The organism is Microcoleus sp. D2_18a_D3 (assembly GCF_036702455.1).
In the GTDB taxonomy this organism is placed as follows: domain Bacteria; phylum Cyanobacteriota; class Cyanobacteriia; order Cyanobacteriales; family Microcoleaceae; genus Microcoleus.
Genome location: NZ_JAUBTK010000004.1, coordinates 42,493 through 60,306, shown reverse-complemented (window position 1 = coordinate 60,306; position 17,814 = coordinate 42,493). Strand labels below are relative to the sequence as shown.

At 45.3% G+C, this 17,814-nt stretch carries 22 protein-coding genes; 10 read left to right on the top strand and 12 right to left on the bottom strand.

Going from position 1 to position 17,814, the window contains the following annotated elements; translation table 11 throughout:
• Nucleotides 1-95 precede the first annotated feature (95 nt).
• Nucleotides 96-1,253: a tetratricopeptide repeat protein gene (locus tag QUB06_RS03430; protein ID WP_333434119.1), complete on the bottom strand. Its 1,158-nt coding sequence runs from the start codon at nt 1,251-1,253 to the stop codon at nt 96-98.
• 95 nt (nt 1,254-1,348) lie between these two features.
• Here QUB06_RS03430 and QUB06_RS03425 point away from each other — a divergent pair, with 95 nt between their 5' ends.
• Complete coding sequence (locus QUB06_RS03425) at nt 1,349-1,567, top strand: YgiT-type zinc finger protein (RefSeq protein ID WP_333434118.1); 219 nt, start codon at nt 1,349-1,351, stop codon at nt 1,565-1,567.
• A gap of 18 nt (nt 1,568-1,585) precedes the next feature.
• On the opposite strand, the gene QUB06_RS03420 is transcribed toward QUB06_RS03425, so the two are convergent.
• The 6 genes from QUB06_RS03420 to sir all read right to left on the bottom strand — a co-directional run bounded on the left by QUB06_RS03420 (nt 1,586) and on the right by sir (nt 6,584).
• The gene (locus QUB06_RS03420; protein ID WP_333434117.1) at nt 1,586-2,338 is read right to left on the bottom strand and encodes a PPC domain-containing protein; all 753 of its coding nucleotides are present in this window, start codon (nt 2,336-2,338) and stop codon (nt 1,586-1,588) included.
• 53 nt (nt 2,339-2,391) lie between these two features.
• On the bottom strand, nt 2,392-2,808 hold the full coding sequence (locus QUB06_RS03415) for a lysozyme inhibitor LprI family protein (protein WP_333434116.1): 417 nt from the start codon (nt 2,806-2,808) through the stop codon (nt 2,392-2,394).
• Between the two features lie 106 nt (nt 2,809-2,914).
• Nucleotides 2,915-3,262 (bottom strand): type II toxin-antitoxin system PemK/MazF family toxin, encoded by a 348-nt coding sequence (locus QUB06_RS03410; RefSeq protein WP_333434115.1) that lies wholly within the window; start codon nt 3,260-3,262, stop codon nt 2,915-2,917.
• The gene (locus QUB06_RS03405; RefSeq protein ID WP_333147873.1) at nt 3,252-3,482 is read right to left on the bottom strand and encodes a hypothetical protein; all 231 of its coding nucleotides are present in this window, start codon (nt 3,480-3,482) and stop codon (nt 3,252-3,254) included. The genes QUB06_RS03410 and QUB06_RS03405 overlap by 11 nt, the downstream gene beginning before the upstream one ends.
• An 80-nt stretch (nt 3,483-3,562) precedes the next feature.
• Entirely contained in the window at nt 3,563-4,339 is a 777-nt protein-coding gene (locus QUB06_RS03400; protein ID WP_333434114.1) for a 16S rRNA (uracil(1498)-N(3))-methyltransferase, read from the bottom strand.
• 253 nt (nt 4,340-4,592) lie between these two features.
• The gene (sir, locus tag QUB06_RS03395; protein ID WP_333434113.1) at nt 4,593-6,584 is read right to left on the bottom strand and encodes a sulfite reductase, ferredoxin dependent; all 1,992 of its coding nucleotides are present in this window, start codon (nt 6,582-6,584) and stop codon (nt 4,593-4,595) included.
• A 297-nt stretch (nt 6,585-6,881) separates the two neighbouring features.
• On the opposite strand from sir, the gene QUB06_RS03390 reads away from it, so the two are divergent.
• Nucleotides 6,882-7,130, top strand: coding sequence for a chlororespiratory reduction protein 7 (locus QUB06_RS03390; protein WP_333434112.1), 249 nt, complete (start codon nt 6,882-6,884; stop codon nt 7,128-7,130).
• A gap of 180 nt (nt 7,131-7,310) precedes the next feature.
• On the opposite strand, the gene QUB06_RS03385 is transcribed toward QUB06_RS03390, so the two are convergent.
• The 3 genes from QUB06_RS03385 to QUB06_RS03375 all read right to left on the bottom strand — a co-directional run bounded on the left by QUB06_RS03385 (nt 7,311) and on the right by QUB06_RS03375 (nt 10,495).
• Entirely contained in the window at nt 7,311-7,691 is a 381-nt protein-coding gene (locus tag QUB06_RS03385) for a hypothetical protein (RefSeq protein WP_190737398.1), read from the bottom strand.
• Between the two features lie 70 nt (nt 7,692-7,761).
• On the bottom strand, nt 7,762-9,048 hold the full coding sequence (iscB, locus tag QUB06_RS03380) for an RNA-guided endonuclease IscB (RefSeq protein WP_333434111.1): 1,287 nt from the start codon (nt 9,046-9,048) through the stop codon (nt 7,762-7,764).
• 307 nt (nt 9,049-9,355) lie between these two features.
• Nucleotides 9,356-10,495: a glycosyltransferase family 4 protein gene (locus tag QUB06_RS03375; RefSeq protein ID WP_333434110.1), complete on the bottom strand. Its 1,140-nt coding sequence runs from the start codon at nt 10,493-10,495 to the stop codon at nt 9,356-9,358.
• A gap of 540 nt (nt 10,496-11,035) precedes the next feature.
• On the opposite strand from QUB06_RS03375, the gene serS reads away from it, so the two are divergent.
• Nucleotides 11,036-12,316, top strand: coding sequence for a serine--tRNA ligase (gene serS / locus QUB06_RS03370; protein WP_333434109.1), 1,281 nt, complete (start codon nt 11,036-11,038; stop codon nt 12,314-12,316).
• A gap of 235 nt (nt 12,317-12,551) precedes the next feature.
• Here the strand turns inward: serS and QUB06_RS03365 are convergent, their stop codons facing one another.
• Nucleotides 12,552-13,568 (bottom strand): hypothetical protein, encoded by a 1,017-nt coding sequence (locus QUB06_RS03365; protein WP_333434108.1) that lies wholly within the window; start codon nt 13,566-13,568, stop codon nt 12,552-12,554.
• A gap of 261 nt (nt 13,569-13,829) precedes the next feature.
• On the opposite strand from QUB06_RS03365, the gene QUB06_RS03360 reads away from it, so the two are divergent.
• The 3 genes from QUB06_RS03360 to QUB06_RS03350 all read left to right on the top strand — a co-directional run bounded on the left by QUB06_RS03360 (nt 13,830) and on the right by QUB06_RS03350 (nt 15,096).
• Nucleotides 13,830-14,636: a 3-oxoacyl-[acyl-carrier-protein] synthase III C-terminal domain-containing protein gene (locus tag QUB06_RS03360; protein ID WP_333434107.1), complete on the top strand. Its 807-nt coding sequence runs from the start codon at nt 13,830-13,832 to the stop codon at nt 14,634-14,636.
• The gene (locus QUB06_RS03355) at nt 14,582-14,779 is read left to right on the top strand and encodes a DUF6999 family protein (protein WP_333434106.1); all 198 of its coding nucleotides are present in this window, start codon (nt 14,582-14,584) and stop codon (nt 14,777-14,779) included. Before QUB06_RS03360 ends, QUB06_RS03355 begins: the two co-directional genes overlap by 55 nt.
• Before the next feature lie 104 nt (nt 14,780-14,883).
• Nucleotides 14,884-15,096: a hypothetical protein gene (locus QUB06_RS03350; RefSeq protein ID WP_333434105.1), complete on the top strand. Its 213-nt coding sequence runs from the start codon at nt 14,884-14,886 to the stop codon at nt 15,094-15,096.
• 63 nt (nt 15,097-15,159) lie between these two features.
• On the opposite strand, the gene QUB06_RS03345 is transcribed toward QUB06_RS03350, so the two are convergent.
• Nucleotides 15,160-15,297 carry a hypothetical protein gene (locus QUB06_RS03345; RefSeq protein ID WP_333282124.1) on the bottom strand — a complete coding sequence of 46 codons (138 nt, stop codon included), beginning with the start codon at nt 15,295-15,297 and terminating at the stop codon, nt 15,160-15,162.
• Nucleotides 15,298-15,614: 317 nt separating this feature from the next.
• Between QUB06_RS03345 and msrA the strand changes: the two genes are divergently transcribed.
• The 4 genes from msrA to QUB06_RS03325 all read left to right on the top strand — a co-directional run bounded on the left by msrA (nt 15,615) and on the right by QUB06_RS03325 (nt 17,803).
• Nucleotides 15,615-16,268: a peptide-methionine (S)-S-oxide reductase MsrA gene (gene msrA, locus QUB06_RS03340; RefSeq protein ID WP_333434104.1), complete on the top strand. Its 654-nt coding sequence runs from the start codon at nt 15,615-15,617 to the stop codon at nt 16,266-16,268.
• 147 nt (nt 16,269-16,415) lie between these two features.
• Entirely contained in the window at nt 16,416-16,721 is a 306-nt protein-coding gene (locus QUB06_RS03335; RefSeq protein WP_333434103.1) for a hypothetical protein, read from the top strand.
• A 121-nt stretch (nt 16,722-16,842) separates the two neighbouring features.
• Nucleotides 16,843-17,184 (top strand): YtxH domain-containing protein, encoded by a 342-nt coding sequence (locus tag QUB06_RS03330; RefSeq protein WP_333205936.1) that lies wholly within the window; start codon nt 16,843-16,845, stop codon nt 17,182-17,184.
• 37 nt (nt 17,185-17,221) lie between these two features.
• On the top strand, nt 17,222-17,803 hold the full coding sequence (locus QUB06_RS03325) for a DUF948 domain-containing protein (RefSeq protein WP_333434102.1): 582 nt from the start codon (nt 17,222-17,224) through the stop codon (nt 17,801-17,803).
• The last annotated feature ends 11 nt before the right edge of the window (nt 17,804-17,814 follow it).

The following is a 17,814-nucleotide window of genomic DNA, read 5'->3' as shown; positions in this document are numbered from 1 at the left end:
AATTGATAATAGGGAATTGGGCATTGGATAATTCCCAATGCTGACGTTAACAAATTAAAAATGGGATTCCTCATTTTTAATTTTAACTATTTGTTCTATTCCCTATTTTCTTGGTTTCTGAGGAAAGCTAATCCGCTGTATAGCTGAAAAGCTGAGTCCCAAGGAGTTTCGGATTTGCGCTCGACTTCTATATGAGATTCGATTTTGCTCAACATATTAGTGTAATCGAGCACTGTCTCGGCAAAGGGCGTAAATTCTGACCAAACTGTAACGTCAAGCTGGCGATCTAATATTTCCAGTAAGTTATTCCAGTTAATTCTGGTGGTACTTTGAGGAATTTGTGGAGAGTTTTTGACTCTGGATGTTTTGTTTTTCTGGTTCGGTGAAGTGGGGAGATCAGCCGAAGCTTTGGTGAAGTCAACTCCTTGTTGAAATTCGTAACTTTGGTCGCAAATTCGCAGAATGCAGTTTCTGCTGGGAATGTGTAAGTCACAGATTTGAGCGTAATCTTGCCTGATTTCTCTGTGGCGAAATTGCTCCTTTCTTCGGTTGGGGGAGTAGTCCATGACTTCGATGAACATCGGCAACAAGCCTTCTACTCTTTGGGTAACTTCTGACCAGCTAAATTCGATCGCACCGAGTCGATCGAGTTTATCTTTACAAACAACGGCTGGGGAAGAAAGAGACTGGAAGTGTTGCACTCGGAAGATTTGGATTTTTTGAATATCGCTTAGGGTTGCCCAAAATACGGGAATGCCGGCGTTGAGGAGTTCTTGACCATAAATTCGGAGTTCGGCGATGGGGCCAGTTTTGTAGAGTCTCCAGCCGCGGCTTTGGATTTGCATCCGGGTTGTGTAGGCGTCGATTTTAAAGATTCTGCTGATATTTTGAATGGCGGCGGGTTTGTTTTCGGGACTCACGGGTTCGAGGATAAGGAGTCCGGGTTCGAGGTTGCTGGGGTCGTTTTTGGCGGTTTCTATGGCTTGTTGGCGAAGGTTTTGTTGTGCGCTTTCAACCCGTTGAATAGCTTGGCGGGTCTGGGAGACGATTTTGGGGTTGGTGATGTCGCGGAGTATTTGTTTATAGGTTGTTTGGGCTTTTTCGAGGTTGTTGGTGAGTTCGTAGTAGCGGGCGATATAGTATTGTACCCACGGATTTTCGGGGGAGTCTTTTTGTAGTTTTTTGATGAGTTGGGCAGCTTGTTTGTATTCTTTACCCTCTAGGGCGGCCGCTATTTGGTTGATGTCTGTCATGGCGATTGGGGGAATGGCGTTGTTTCTATCTTGGCTGATGTTTGGTTGGTTCCGCCACTGGTTAACAATTTTTGCTGTTGTGTTAACTTATAGATATGATATGCCGGAAAGAAACAATGGTGAAACAAAAAGTAACTTACACGCTTGAAGTCAATGGTAAGTTTATTCTCATTGAAAACGTTCCTGCTAGAGTGTGTGGGGAAACGGGAGAGCGTTTTTTTTCGCCGGAAACTGTGGAACAGTTGCAGAAAATGATTTGGGAAGATAGAAAGCCTATTAGGGTGGTTGAAACACCTGTGTTTGAGTTTGCCTAGCGGTTGGTTTAAATTGAGTTAAAGCTGATTGGAATTAACGCTTAATGTGTAAGTACCTTTGCTTGTACGATCGCCTCCTTTAACAACTATTTTATAAGTGCCGTTACTAGGCAATTTGACGATGAGTTGAGACTCTCGGAGATTCTGGGAGTTACCTGTTGTTTGGGCAATATTTTTGCCGCTGGTGTCGAACAGTGTTATGTTGTGGTCGAATGCTCTGCTTTTGAGGTCGATCGTAATAGATTGACCTGCCCGTCCTTGAAAGCTGTGTTCGCTGGGGGCGCCGTCTTTGAGGGTTCCCCGCTGCTGTAGGATGGAAAGGGAGGTGAGTTTTGGTCGATCGACATTGCTCAACTCTAAGCCGTAATTTGTCACTGGTGCTTCGGGGCCGTTTCCTTCTCTGACTGCGATGATAAAGGCTGTTTTGTTGTTGGGGTCTCGGAGTATTTTGTCAATAAATTGGGATTGTATTTGTTTTGCTGTTAGAGGTTTAGGTTGGTTGAAGTTGGGTTTTGAGGTACAGAAAAGCACGGCTCCGTCTAGATAGCGGGCGGCGTAGAACAAATAGTTTTGACCGTTAGTTGTAAATTCGTTTCTGCTGAAAACAGTGAATCTTTCAAGTTGCGGTAGTTGGTGATTGCGCTGGCAATTTTTATCGATGTAGATTTCGTTGGCTGATGGCTGTCGCTGGGCGAAAACTGCTGGGACGATGGTGGTTACAATTGCTGAGATGATGGTGAGGGTGAGGGTGAAGGGCGATCGGCTTTTCATAAATACTTGTTTCTATTTATTGTTGTCAGGTGTTGTACGGTGTACTTCGTATTTTATCTTTGTTTTAAATAGTTTTCTAATTCCGCAGTGCGCTGTTTAGTCATGCGATCCAAACATTCACTGAGGAAACCTCCATAACCGGTACCGCCACGATTTTTATAAACTTCAAATTCACAGGTTTTATCTCTTAACTGAATCCACCCTAATTGTGCTTCGGAAAGTAGCGATCGCTCTTCGCCGCTCAATTGGGGAATCAGTTGTTTGTAAACCTCGTTCAGTCGTTGATCCGAGGCTTCATACCTCAACCGAATACAAGTTCGGACTTGTGCATCTCCTTGGGGGCGATCGCAATTAATTTGTTGAGCAATGGGAAAAATCGGAGATTGTGCAGAAACTGATGTGGTACCGAAAATTGCCAAAAGCGCGCTCGACCAAAAGAGCGATCGACCTTTCCTCAACTCTATTTTCATGACTTGTCAACCCATTTATCTGATAATTCCTCTTAACACGAGACAGAGTTGATTTGATTAATTTAAGTATTTTTTTATATTTCCTGAATTAAAACGCCTTTTTTTATCAGATTGCCAAAGTGTACTTGAGTGCTGCATCTACTGCCACCATATCCGACAAAATACCAATTTTGCGATCGATTTCAACTTCTAGAAGCGTCACAAGATTGTCTGTCATAATTACCGAATCAGCTAGCAATCCCGTTTGCTGCCCTTCCGGTGTTGCTAGGGAAACAAAAACCCGGCTTGGGTGTCCTGAACGGGCTAAGTTGCTAGTAATCATTGCCGTAATTGTTTGCCCTAAACCCGTCCCCAGATTATTAGCTTGAACTATCAAAGCTGGACGGCGTTTCGCAGTACGCAAATCCGAGCTGGGGAACAAAACCAAAACCACATCACCGCGACTATAAGGCATCGTAAGCATCCATCTCCGGTAGTTCCCAATCAGGAGCAAATCTACTCAACCGAACCCGTAAATCTGCTGCTTGTTCCTGGTTGATACCGCGAGATTGCAAGTTTACTAACCCTACTTTTGGCATAAAAGTAACAATAACTTGCGCTTCTTCTATGTCAGCGGGCATTTCCAATAACTCAATTTTGCCATTTCGGTATATCCCCTCTACTGACTGTAACATATTACTTCTCTGATAATTATCTATTTACATTTTAGCTGCGATCGCCAAACCCAGCAAGTCTCGGTACTTTTGTGTGGATATTAGCACTTCTCAAAAGCCGCGCCCACCAACGATAAAGCAACTATCGGCGCAGTCACAGCCCTGAGAATTCTACTCCCCAAAGAAACCGGCTCAAAATCAAATTCGATCGCCCTTTTCACCTCACCCTCAGTCCATCCACCCTCCGGCCCAACAGCTATGACAATCGATAATTCTTCCTCAGCCGGGGGCGGGCACGGGGGCACCGCCCCTACAAAGGGGGGTTTTAAATTACCCAACAAACAATCCCACAAATGCCGATTGTCCCCGCGAGCCACACAAATAAATCGATATTTTTGACCGCAATCTTTTACAGCCAAATCAAACGAAATAGGCTCTAAAATCGTCGGCACAATTTGACGTTCCGACTGTTCCGCCGCCTCTGCAGCAATTCTTCTCCAGCGATCGACTTTTTGATCACTTGGTTTGAGCAAAGTTCGATCGCTCGTCACCGGCACAATACTTGCCACACCTAACTCGGTCGCTTGTCTCACAACCTCGTCAAAGCCGTTTCCTTTGGGCAATGCCGCCATCAAAGTTACTTCAACGGGTAGCTCCCTGTTGACAGCAATCTCCTCTGCTATCGAGGCAAATAACCCGGTTTCCCGTGCTGCTAGGACTGCTAACCACCAATGTCCCCGTCCGTCCATCGCAATAAATCGATCGCCCGCTTGCAAACGTAGCACTCGATTTAAATAATGCTGCTGTTCTCTAGTTAAGTCGATTTTGCGATCGCAAATTTGAGCTGCTGTAACTGCTAATCTTTGTAATTGAGGCATTGAATTTGGGATTGTTCGTTTTCTATTAGAGATTTTTTTATTTAACCGCAGAGAACGCAGAGAACGCAGAGAAAGAGAGAAAGAGAGGAGATAGGCAGGCGGGGTTTCAACGGCTAATAAATAATAAAGGCAAAGCATTTACAACCAGATTTATGTTAAAAATCCAAGTTTTTTTCTGCAAATGCTCTGCCTTTATATTATTTTTGCGTGAGTTTTATTTGATGCTAGCAAAAATCGAAAATTGCAAATCGGCTTATGCTTCCTCCTTAATCTTCTTTAAATAAGTGGAAATCGCTTCTGTAGCTAGCTGTGTAATCGGCTTGCCCTGACGGGCTGCTTCTTCCTTGAGCTCGTTGTAAATTTCATCGCGGACGCTAATTCGACGGCGGACTTTGCCACCGCCAGCAGTGGCAGTCTCGTTTTCCTCGCCGTTACTAGACGTAACTTCTAATTCATTTATCTCAGTTGTCATCGAGTCAGCAGATTGGTAGTTGGTTACAAATTGACGGATAGATTCTAACCCGACGCGATCGCAAAAATTGCCAAAACTCTCGCTCAGTTGCCGTTTTTGCTTGAAATAAACAAAAATCGGCTCCAGAAAAGCTTCAAAATCCTTGACGTGCAGCTTTTCCTCAATTGGTTTTGCCAGCCGCGTTTGTTCTGGAGAACCGCCCAGCCAAATCTGGTAGGATTCCGGGGAACTCCCGACAAACCCCAATTCTGCCATATAAGGGCGGGCGCATCCATTTGGGCAACCAGTCATCCGCACCACCAAATGCTCGTCTTGCAAGCCAACTTTGGTCAAAAGTGCGCGAATCCGCTCTAAAATGCTCGGCATCACGCGCTCCGATTCGGTAATCGCTAACCCGCAAGTCGGCATTGCTGGACACGCCATCCCATAGCGCACTAAGGGGTCGATCGCAGTTTCCCGTTGAATGCCACATCGATCGAGTATTCCCTGAATTTCCTGTTTGATATCCGGCGAAATATCGTAAATCAGCACGTTTTGGTGCGGCGTCGCCAGTACCGGCAAGTTGTACTTCTGCACAATTTCCCGCAAAGCAGTTTTTAGCTGAAATGAACCTTCATCCTTAATCCGGCCATTATCCACAGAAATGCCGACAAACAGCTTGCCGTCTCCTTGTTCGTGCCAGCCCAAGAAATCAAAATACTTCCACTCAGGCAACGGTTTAAAGGCTTCTAGCGGCTTGCCAAAATATTCGGCTACTTTTTCGCGGAACCACTGTACGCCTTTGTCGTTAATCAGGTACTTTAGTCGCGCGTGCCGTCTGTCTGTGCGATCGCCGTAATCTCTTTGCGTTGCTACAATTGCCTTGACCAAATCGTAAACATCATCCTTGGCAACATAGCAAATCTCATCCGCAACCCGCGCAAAAGTCTCTTCTTTGTTGTGAGTACGGCCCAAGCCGCCGCCAGCAAACACGTCAAAACCTTGCAACTCGCCAGCTTTATTGGTAATTACCACCAAGCTCAAATCCTGAGAGTACAAGTCAATTGAATTGTCTCCCGGCACGGTAACGGAGCACTTGAACTTGCGCGGCATATAATGCTGCCCGTAAATCGGTTCTTCTTTGTCGTCGCTAAAGATTGTGCCGTTGCCGTTTTTCTGTCTGGCGGCCTTCACTGCGGGGTCTTCCTCGGCCGAAACAGCTTTTTCGCCGTCCAACCAAATTTCATAATAAGCACCGGTTTGCGGCGTCAGCAAATCGGCGACATTGTTAGCGTATTGCAGCGCATACTTGTATTCTGGGCGATTTTTGTACGGTGCTGGCGGTGCCATGATGTTGCGGTTCAAGTCGCCGCAAGCTCCCAAGGTTGACCCCATATTTTTAATAATTGAGGAAAACACTGCTTTAAGATTTTTCTTCAACACGCCGTGAAGTTGGAAACCTTGGCGCGTTGTGACGCGGATCGTGTGGTTCCCGTATTCTTCAGATAGCTTGTCTAAGGCTAAGTATAATTGCGGCGGAGTGAACCCGCCGGGATTGCGGGTGCGGAGCATGAACTGATAGTCTTTTTCTTGTCCTTTAACTCGATTGTCGCGGTTGTCTTGCTGGTACGAGCCGTGAAATTTGAGAATCTGAATCCCGTCTTCGGTGAAGTGGGTAGTTTCTTGTAACAGTTCAGTCGCAACGGGTTCTCGTAAATAGTTGCTGCGTTCTTTAAGACCTTCTGATTTAGATGGTTTGCGCGCAACAGGGGTTGAAGTGGAAGATGTGATCATGGGAATGTATAGTGCCAGTTATAATTAGATACAGCCGATCGAAGATTTCTTGACAATTTGACACTTGACAAATTTGCACTTGACAAATCTCCTCAGAAATGCTGTGTCGGATCTGTTGACAACTCGGTTAACAACTAAGTTAACAAGTAAGTTAATAACGGTAATCCGCTAGGAATTCTGATGGTGCTAATTGTAACACGATCGAGCCGGGCCTGAAAAATTGTAATTAAGAGTTTATACTTTGGTTCGCTTAAGTGTACGAAACTTTAGAAATAATTAACCTCAACCTTTGAAACTATGTCACTGTATGACGAAGACACGTTTGTGGTTTTAGAAACAAACCAGCCAGAGCAGTTTTTGACGGCGGCGGAACTGTTAGAAAAGCTGAAAGCCGTGTTAGCCGAGGAACACGAAGATTTGCCGCAGGACGTGCATAAAATATCTGGCGTGGAAGCTCAAGCCAAGTATTTAATTGATACTTATTGTGAATTAGATGTCGGGCCGGGAAAATTTTTGCAGTGGTACGCAGTGCGCTTGGAAAAGTAATTTTGGGCATCGCGCATTGGGGATCGGGCATGGAGAATTGGTTATTAGAACCAACAAGTAACAAATAGCAAATAACAACACACAAATAATAATCAACAACTAACTCATGCCCTATGCCCTATGCCCCATGCCCCATGCCCGATTCCCAATTCCCCATGCCCAATTCCCAATTCCCAATGGTTAATCTTCTAACTGTTGAACCGATGATACTTCAACTGCGGTAACATCGATCGTACCGGGCGGTGTCAAGCGACTAAAATGACCTTCCTCTATTTTCAGAGGTTCGCCGCAGTTGGCACACTGAAACTGAGTTTGATTTAAAGCTGTAAATTCGTATTGACAAACTGGACAATTGTCCTCAATTAAATTGCGTTTCAGCCACCACTGAAGCGCGAAAAATGCGACCACAGGCGTCAGCAACAAAAAAGCTACTAAAATTAACACTGATTTAACTATCCAACCCAAACCAATAGACACCAACAAATACGCGATGCCCAGCAGTATCAGCCAATTACTAATACGGGGTAGCTTGAAAGATATTTTGGGGGTGCCTTGGTTCACGGTGGTCTCCTTGGGTGTCTTTGCAGGTAGGCATAACTCTCACTGTTTTTTCGGACATTTCACGACAATCTCACGCAAACGAGTAGTTGTACCCATCGTTGCGATGAACAGGTTTAAGTTGATTTCGAGAAACGCTAATCACACTATCGTTCACCCGAATATCAAAATTACCTTTAAACCTAGTGGTTTTAATTCTTTTGCATTTAACTCCCTGATGCTTTCCATCAATCACTGAAACAATATCGCCACTGTTCCAACCTTTGACCTTTTTCTTGGGTTTATACCCCAGACGCGGCAACCCATATTTATCAGTCTGTACGACTTGACGGCTACCCCAACCCATTGCCTTAATTAGCAACGGTTGGTTGATAGTTAAAGTTAAACCTTGACTTACATCTCCACAGCAAGCAGCATCGATCCAATGAGCTTTTGGAAACTTCAGATTAGTCCGATTGAACTTAGTTAAAGAACCCCGCCCTACATAAATAGGTTCAATCGCTGTAGTTTTTAAAGCTTGGAACAAAGCGGACTTGGTTGCGTTAACTGCTGCGGCATCTTTCAACGATACTTTAGCTTGACTCATTATTATTTTAATAATTTCGGGCTTTTTCTTAAGAAAATCCTTAAGGTCTTGAGTCCCTTTTTTGATGTTGCATTGTTCGCAAGCCAAGCAAAGGTTGGAAACACGATTAGTGCCACCCTTGGCGCGTGGGATAATATGCTCAACTTGCAACGGTAAGTTTTCGCTACCACAGTAAGCACATTTGCGATTCCACTTTTCAAGTAGGTATTGTCTAACCTCGTAACCTTGCAATTCCCCTTGTTGATATTCAACGCCGGAAATCTCTGGATTTTGCATTTTTTGAGGGTCAAAGCTTACCAACTCGAAAGCAATTGATTGGATAGGTGCTAGTTTGCGAAGGCGAGAAACCCACGTCATAGTCGTCAATACTCGGTGCTGCAAGCTCGGAGGCAGCCATCCTTTCGGACGAGTACGATTTAAGAATCGTGGTTGGCGATAACGAGTTTTACGGTTACGGCTGCTGCGTCGGACGGCCCGACGGGTTTCAATTCGAGACTTGATAGCTTGACCCCGATGGATAAGTTCAGCACCCCAAATGACTTGGGTTTCCTGAACCAACGCTATGCCAGTAGTTTTGCTACCAGGATCGATGCGGATTTCAATTGGCTTTGGTAGATCGTTGACTGATTTTTTGAGAATGATTGTAAACGGGTACAGCCTAAAAACCTTTGCTTTGCCTGCATTTAACAGCTTTCTAGCTATCACTGGCAGGCACGGAGTTAGAGGTTTTTTGTCGGTGTCAAGTACGAATACTTGATTGGGAGTTTTAGACATGGTTGCGTCTATTCCTAATTAGTAAAGGTTGCCTCGGCATGGTTATTAGGCGGTACTTTCTCCACAGCACTGGCTTTACAAATCCTTGCCTGTTTAACTGTGGAGTTATAGAGCAAGGAGCTGGCACGTACTCCAAGGTATGAACTTTAACGCTTCCTAGTAACAACAGCCTGGACTTACTTAGCTATTTCGGGATTTCTCCAGAAATGTCTAGGATTTCAGTAAGTCTATCCTACTCAGAAATTCCGGCGGTCGATCGAGTTAATTTTCCCATCATACACCCAGAAACCGCTCTCTACGTTATAAGTTAATCAGAGTCAGAGGGTTGAAACATTCCTTGTAAGGATTGACAAAGAGATTCAAAACTAAATCTTGCCAGGGTTTGTTCCCTCAACCAGTGGCGATCGCACCTTTTATCCTCCCCTCGCAGCATTTCCACACAAGCAAGCGCTACTGCTGCTGAATCTCGGTGAGGAACTCGCCATCCCAGTTTACCATCTTGCAGCGGATCGGCAGACCCGTCCGCGTCCCCCGCCAGCACGGGTACTCCGCAAGCCAGCGCTTCCAAATAAACTATACCGAACCCTTCCTGGGAGGGCATTACATAAGCATCGGCTAACTGGTAATGTGCTGCTAAATTTTCTGTGGGTACAAAACCCGCAAATATTACTCTTTCGGTAACTCCCAAATCCTCAGCGAGTTTGGCTAATCTAGATCGATCGTCTCCGCGTCCAATAACTAAGTATTTCACATTCGGAAAAGTTTTGGCTATTTGTGCCAAAGCTTGAATTGTGACATCGACGCCTTTGTAAATATCTGTCGATCGCAATCTGGCTACAGTCATCAATATTTTAGCACCAACCAAATTGTACTGCTCTAATAAATCCTGTGGCTTCGGCCCAGTGGTAAATATATTTTCATCTACAGTACAAGGCACTATTTGGAATTTTTCGGGATTTAAGTTGTTAATTTCGCAAGTGCGATCGCGCGTGTACCTGCTAATAGTCCAAATACTGTCAGCTTTACTCATTGCTGTTTGATATTTGGGCCCAAGCGGTTCCCACACTTCCTTGCCGTAAGTTAAAATTGTGTAGGGAATTCCCAAGGGTTGGCACAGAATTTGAATTAGCGGTGCGAGTTTGATGTGACCGCAAAAAACCCGCTGCGGTCGTTTTTGCAGCAAGCGAGTTAGTAATACTGTAGCAAACTTAAGACGACCCAACCCGGGATTCTCGGTTTTGAAGTAATAAAATTTCAGATTTTTTGATTCGTAAGGATTGTTGCCGTCTGGGGAATCTCGCAACAGCAAAACTTCAGCTTGCGGCGGCGAGTTTGACCCTGCGGTTATTGACACGTAAGCTTTGAGAATGTCTTGAACGTAGGATTGAATGCCGCCTTCGCTGGCAAATATTTCTAGGAAACAGAATAGGTGATTTGTCGATCGCATTTTTCGATCCAATTAAAACTCCCGCCTGATTTCGATGATGCGGCGAATTCTTCGCGCACCCAATCATATATATAGCGTGTTGTTGGAGTAGTGTGCCGGCGATCGACCAACTTTCGGATGCGCGCGCCGCATTGGGTCGATGGAAACCATCCCTGCGCGCCACATCCGGGTAACAAACCCCTTCTGGGGCTTTCTTGTCGGTGCGACAACAAAAAACCCCTGCCATCGCTGGCTGGGGTAGAAAATTATCAGGGTGCATCTACTAATGTGCTCAGTATAGCATGGTTTGTGGGGTGTCACCCCTGATGGGTGACACCAAAGAAGATTATTTAATGACAATAACTTATAATTAAGGGTGTAAATGATTAACAAAGCTTGTAGTTTCGCCCGTATTGTCCCTGTTAACCTAAGATAGGACAGACGCAGGAATCCTCAGAACCCCTGTTAATTCATAGATTTATGCTTGCCCAAGCCAAGATTTTCATTGAAACCGGGTTTCTGAGCGCAAGTCCGATAAGATTTAAGATTTAGAATAAATCTGTGCTAGACCTCAAATTAATCCGAGAAAACCCGCAAGCCGTACAAGAAAGCCTCAACACTCGCGGAGGCAACTATGAAATCGAGCCGATTTTGCAATTAGACAAACAGCAGCGGGAGTTGGAAGGCAAGCGATCGCAACTACAAGCCCGCAGCAACGAAATTGCCAAACTCATCGGTCAAAAAAGAAAATCGGGTTTACCCCTCGAATCTCCCGAAATTCAGGAACTGCAAGCAGAAGGCAACGCAGTCGGCACCGAGTCGAACGAACTGCAAGCACAGGAAAAAGACCTAAAAGCTCAAATAGAAGCTTTATTGCTACCGCTGCCAAACTTGCCGGGTTCCTCAACGCCGATCGGCAAAAATGAAGAGGAAAACCTCGAAATCCGGCGCTGGGGAGATGAATACATACCCCAAAATACGGGAATTTTACCGCACTGGGAAATCGGCGAAAAATTAGGAATTCTCAACTTTGAACGGGCAGTAAAAATTGCTCAGCCCCGCTTTGTGAGCTTAATTGGCGCTGGTGCAGCCCTGGAAAGAGCGATTATTCAATTCATGCTCGATCGCCACACAAAAGCCGGTTATGTAGAAGTAATTCCCCCATTTTTAGTTAACACTGAATCCCTCACCGCTACGGGTCAATTACCCAAATTTGCTGAAGAAAGTTTCAAGTGCGACCAAGATGATTTGTGGTTAATTCCTACTTCCGAAGTTCCGGTTGTCAATTTGTACAGAGGTGAAATTTTGACAGCAGAACAGTTGCCAATTTATCACTGTTCTTACACTCCTTGTTTTCGGCGGGAAGCTGGCAGTTACGGCAAAGATACCAGGGGATTAATTCGACTGCACCAATTTAATAAAGTTGAATTGGTGAAACTCGTGCATCCGAGTACCTCCGAGGCAGAGCACGAAAAGTTAGTGCAGGATGCTGAGGGAGTTTTGCAGGCGCTGAAATTGCCTTATCGGGCGATCGCACTGTGTACCGGCGACTTAGGTTTCGCTGCTGCCAAAACCTACGATTTAGAGGTGTGGCTGCCATCTGCTGGCAAATACCGCGAGATTTCCAGTTGTTCTAACGTCGCAGATTTTCAGGCGCGACGGGCAAATATTCGCTTTAAAGAAGCGGGTAAAAAAGGCACTCAATTCGTTCACGCCCTTAACGGTTCCGGTTTAGCTATAGGCCGCACAATGGCAGCAATTTTGGAGAATTACCAGCAGCCAGACGGAACTATAAAAGTGCCGGAAGCCTTACAACCCTATTTGGGACGGGAAGTTTTATAAGTCACTCGGCGATTGAAATCGCGACTATACAAACGAAGTCCGCCTTCGCGGACTAAGAAGTAACACTGTTAGAACCCCGACTTCTTCAAGAAGTCGGGGTTCTGGATCTTCTGTTTTTTGAAGTGGCTCTAATTATACCAAATCAGGCATAAATATCCTCCTTATTTCTTAGTCCGCCGAATCATCTTTGTTTGTGTAGTAGCGGTTTCAACCGCTGAATCATCGACGTGGTAATTTATAGTTTAACTAATGCTTCCTTGATATCGATCGCCAAAAATCTATCCAATGCTAGATACATCCAGTAAACAGATAACTGACTATCACTGCTAGTCTTCTGAAATCCCAAAGTCAGGCACAGTTTTTCGTACATGGGGTGAATCATCAGCGTGTACAAGTCGCAAAGATTGGGAAAATCTGTTTTCATTTCGCCTAAAACTTTCTGTGAGTCTTCGAGAAAAGCAATGCGGTATTCTGACAAATACTGCGGATCGATCATCCAACTGCGGACAAATACTGACTGGCAATTTAGATCTCCTGGTAGCGCCATCTTGAAAGGATCGATATCGGAAATAGAACTTAAATGAAGCCCTTTACTAGCAGCATTAAAAAAATTCACTTCCGATTCGCTAGCTGTGGGATAAAGCAAGTAAAATCCGACTGGATTGAGATTATCTGAACGGCGCAAAACTCTCATTCCCTTTGAGTATTGACTGGCAAAAAGCCGGAGGATTTTAGCAATTTTTTGGGGAACGGCGTTAGTGTTGCGGTTCATCCAGTTGTAATTGGTGGCTAATAAATTGGCAACGATAATTGCGTCGCACCGAGGGTTGAAATCATCTAATTGGAGTTGGACAGGCTTTTGAGGTTCGGCGGCCTCTAAAATTTCTGAAACTGGTTGAATTTGAATTGCCGTAGAGTTACCATCAAAGTGTTTTGCGATTAATCCGAGTGCTGCTAATTTATCTAACATCATTCCGGCGGCGCGATCGCTCCCGCGATCGGAATCGCAGTAAAATAGTTCGGCGGCTTCCCGGTGAGTGCACAGCACTTCTGTTGCTGGCACTTCCAGTTTCGCCAGCGGTGGTTTGAGACGGGGCTGGCTTTCCTGAAGCTGTTTCACCGATAAGTAAACCCAAAGTCTGATAAAGCATTCAGCCCTAGTGCGAGTTACGCCTACTCGTTTCATCAACAGCGAAACAGCCGTGCGGCGTTGAGAAGGAGAATACCAAGTATCTAGTTTTGCAATATCCATTTCAGTCGAGAAGCAGCGAAGGAACTCTAGTTACATATTGGCTCAATTACCATAAACTTCACCCCGCTTCAGGTAACTTGTTGTCGCTGTTGCTCAACTTGCCTGATTTCCGGCGAGTCTACAAGATAGCTGGTTCCTCCTTGCAAGTTCACAAATCACCAAGCACAATCAATTTTAGATATTTTCTGGCTTGATTTAACCAAACAACGAACCAGAGTAAATTAGCAACTTTAGCAGGAAACACTATATTATAACAGCAAAATGGCAGCATTTGCCGTCCGCGATGCGATTTCTCAGGCAAATCTGGAACCAGGGGCGATCGACTTATTGGCCTGCGCTACTACTTTACCAGACTTATTAGTACCGGGATTTGCCAGCACAGTACACGGGGAACTTTGCGAATTATTTCCCCTAGAAATAGTGTCAACTCAAGGAGTTTGCTGTGCCGGAGTTAGTGCTTTAAATTACGCCGCCTCTCAAATCGAACTCGGCAAAAAACAAACCGCCATTGCCGTCGCTTCCGAATTTCCCTCGCGCCTGTTCAAAAACACCCAAAATGTAATGAAATTAGGTGTTGAAGGTTGGCTGCGGTTGATTAAAGCCGAGAGAGTTTGTCCGCAGGAAATCGACTGGCTGCTGTGCCACTATTCGTCTCACTTTTTCCGGGAACAAATTGTAGAACTTCTGGAACAAACAGGCTGCATGATTCCTGAAGAAAAATGGTTTACCAACTTATACAGTCGGGGAAATACAGGCGGCGTCTCGATTTATTTAATCTTAGAGGGATTCTGCAATTCTGACAATTTGCAGTCTGGACAGAAAATATTTTGTTTCGTGCCGGAAAGCGGCAGCTTTACAACGGCATACATGATGTTAACTGCTGTGGAAAATACCAATAAACCTATGATTTATCAAATTTCTAACTTTCTTGAGGTTCCCGAATCTTCGACTCTCGAAAGCGTTAAACCGGAACAACCCAACTTTCGGCAAGCTTATTTGTTGCGGGAGTTAGTATGGATTTGGCTTACGTCAGCGATATTACCGGAAATTGCAACTGGAATCATGTAATTGTCAACCGCCATCCGCTAGCGCCCAACAGTCCGTTTAATGCGGCACGGGACTTGTTTTTGCACGGAATAATTGCGGAATATCTCTATCGGTATTTGCAACAGCAAAAAGAGATGAACTCAACTCCGATTAAATTACCATAAGTACCGTAGGGGCGGGTTTTACCAATAATATTTAATAACAGCCAACAATCTACCTAAACCCGCCCCATACAACTAATAATCTACATCAACCCGGGAGCATCTCAATGAAAGCAGCAAAGCTCGAAATTGGAATTAGGAGTCAGGAGTCAGGAGCCAGGAGAAAAGAGTCAGAAGGAAGAAGAAAGAAGTGTTTTTGCAAATATGAGATGCTCCCCATCAACCCTTTCTTTGATATTATAAAAAAATGTATATTCCAATTGACCGTTGAGCGGGGCGGGTTGACGAGATTGTTGGTTTTATGCATAGATGGTTGGTAAAACCCGCCCCTACGCAATCTGAAATTAGAGTAGATTTTTCAGGGATAAAATTAATAGGAAAACTCAAGCGGCTGCTAGCTGTGCTTGTTCTGCTGCTTGGGGCAAAGTCTGATTTACCACAATCCACTTGCCTGTAATTGGGTCGCGGTAAGTAATAAACGGATTAGATTTTAAAGGTTGACTGCAAGGTTTAGTGGCCATTTCTACACACTCCCAATAAATGGTATTGAATAACTTCTACAACACCATACCTTTAATAATCGGCTATGTTGCCTAAAATCAGCGTGATTTATACCTCAACAATAGGTGATATTTCAGGTATGTTTTGGTGACACAGAACACTGTCTAATGTGATTTAAAACTGCGTTGGCAGTGAGCAGTATCACCAAAAACCTTCCGTAAAAAAAATCGGCCTTCTGGCTTTTACCTTCTACCTTTAAGAGGGCCACTATTTTCAGTATACATCTGATATTATTAAGTAAGGTAAAGACGTTTATCAGAGATCCCCTCACAAACTTATGGTGCTATTTGGATTTGGCAAAAAGTCGAGCCTGCCCTCTCCCCAAGAGGCATTACCGGGACGGGCAGAGTCGATGTCGGTACCGGCAAGTCACTTTGTTAACGGCAATCCGCTCAAACCTCCCTTTCCAAACGGTATGGAGACTGCCTTGTTTGGCTTGGGCTGTTTTTGGGGAGCAGAACGCAAATTTTGGCAGCAAAATGGAGTTTTTTCGACGGCGGTTGGCTACGCAGCCGGGATTACTCCGAATCCTACTTACAACGAAGTTTGCAGCGGGATGACGGGACATAATGAAGTAGTTCTGGTTGTGTTCGATCCCAAAGTAATTAGTTACGAAACGCTGCTAAAAGTTTTTTGGGAAAGTCACAATCCTACTCAAGGAATGCGTCAGGGCAATGATTCTGGTACTCAGTACCGATCGGGAATTTACACGTATTCAGCTACCCAAAAGCAGCTAGCTGAAGCTTCGCGAGATGCTTACCAGCAGGCTTTGACTCCGGCTGGTTACGGCAAGATTACTACTGAAATTATTGATGCTCCTGAGTTTTATTACGCAGAAAGCTATCATCAGCAGTATCTTGCTAAAAACCCGAACGGTTATTGCGGTTTGGGCGGTACTAAGGTTTGTTTGCCTGCTATGTCTCAGGCTTAAAACTTTTACAAGGGTTATTTTGGGGCTGTTGCAATAGTCCGGCAGTCCGGCAGGGGTTTAAACCCCTGCCTCAAAGCTTAAGTCGTCTGAAGACGACTGAAAGGTTATTGAGATGGTAAAAGGGATTAGTTGAAAGCAGGTAAAATAATGCTGGCTGGTGTCGTAATTATCAATTTAATGATATCTCTGGTCTGTTTTTATATAGCTGCGAAGGTGGGGAAAATCAGGCGGACGATCGCACGTTTGGAACTTCGGATCGCAGCAATGGAACGCTGTAGCAGCAATGTCCTCAGTACGTCGCCGGATTTCCTTGGTAAAAGGCAGCAAGGTACCCGCCAACTGCGACGACGTTATCAACAACTGGAATTGCAACTGCAACAGGTTCAGCAACTTTTGGGATTGCTGGGTTTGGGACGGATGCTTTGGTCCAGGCGCGATCGACGTTTGAGGTAAGCTATCCTAAAATTGCCGCCCGTGCTGACTCCGTAGGATTTTCAACAATATTTCTACCTTTGTAAAGGGCTGCGATCGGGCAAACGCCCCTAAAATTGGTGTATGGAGAGAAGTTATACAAATGTCAACTAAACGTTCAGGATTATTTATTGGCGGTTTGCTTGTGGGTTCTGCGATCGGGGCCGTGACTGGCTTGCTGATGGCACCGCGACCGGGCAAGGAGACGCGGCAGATATTGAAAAAATCGGCCGATGCTTTGCCGGAGTTGGCAGAGGATTTATCGACTAGCGTGCAGTTGCAGGCCGATCGACTTTCTGAAACTGCAATCCGAAATTGGGACGAAACTTTGATTAGACTCAAAGAGGCGATCGCGGCCGGTTTGGAAGCGACTCAGCGGGAACGCCAAACACTGGCGGAAACTGAAGCTGAAGTGAGTCCCCCGTCGCGCCCTCCCATCCGCTAAATGGCATGAAATTCCCAACCCTCAATCCCAGATTCAAGTGAGTGATCCCATATTTTGGCTAGGACTTTCGATTTTGCTAGTGGCAGTTAGCCTGACTGCTGTTTTAGTGACTTTAATACCTGCAGTGCAAGCGCTGGCCCGGGCGGCCCGCAGCGTGGAAAAGCTCGCGGACACGCTTTCTCGCGAATTTCCGCCCACTTTGGAGGCGATTCGCTTGACGGGGCTGGAAATTAGCGAGTTGACGGATGATGTCAGCGAGGGAGTACAAAGTGCGGGCGAGGTTGTCAAACAGGTCGATCGAAGTATTGGTAGCGCCAAAAAGCAGGCGCAAAACGTGCAGGTAACTACTCGCAGCGTGGTGACTGGGATTAAGGCTGCTTGGAAAACTTTAACTCGGAAGCCGCCGATTTCTGGGACAAATCGCCGATCGACAGAGAGATTGTCGCCTAGTCAAAGAAGTGCGATGGCGCTGAGGGATTCGAGTTTGGAGGATAGGTATTCTGGGGTTTACGGTACGGGTGCGAGTAATGGGGAATCGCCCCGGTTGAGGGGTAGCGAGGGTTCGGGTTTGCCGGGGGATGCTGAAGAGTTTGAGGAAGTGCGATCGAACGATTCTTGATTGTCGATCGC